Here is a 563-nt window from a genome sequence, read left to right on the forward strand (position 1 = left end):
GGGACTGCTGTCGGTTCGGTTGACTCCTGACCTGTGGGGACGTGGTCCTCGCTGGAAGGATGTCGATCATGGCCAAGCCTTATCCGGAGGAGTTCCGACGCGACGTGATCGCGGTCGCGCGACGGGGTGAGATCCCGTTGACGCAGGTCGCGAAGGACTTCGGGATCTCCGAGGGGACCGTGACGAACTGGCTGCGTCGAGCCGACATCGACGACGGGGTTCGGTCTGGGACCACGACGACCGAGAACGTCGAGCTGCGAGAGCTTCGGAAACGGAACCGGCTGCTAGAGCAGGAGAACGAGATCCTCCGCCGTGCCGCCGCGTATCTCTCCCAAGCGCACCTCCCAAAATGATGTATCCGCTGGTCCGTGAACTCGCCGCCGACCGGATCCCGGTCGCGGTGACCTGCCGGGTGCTGGGCTTCTCGAAGCAGGCGTACTACGCCTGGCGAAAGGACCCGGTGAGTCGTCGTGATTGGGAGAACGCGCACCTGACCAACGCCGCCGTCGATGCGCACCGTGACGACCCGACGTTCGGGTACCGGTTCATCGCCGACGACCTCG

The 563-nt window shown here is 65.0% G+C and carries 1 pseudogene; it reads left to right on the top strand.

Annotation, left to right across the window (positions count from 1 at the left end):
• Positions 1-68 precede the first annotated feature (68 nt).
• Positions 69-563: pseudogene (locus tag IEY20_RS17240) on the top strand (transposase); the annotation flags it as partial.

The sequence above is a fragment of the Curtobacterium luteum genome, from assembly GCF_014646995.1.
In the GTDB taxonomy this organism is placed as follows: domain Bacteria; phylum Actinomycetota; class Actinomycetes; order Actinomycetales; family Microbacteriaceae; genus Curtobacterium; species Curtobacterium luteum.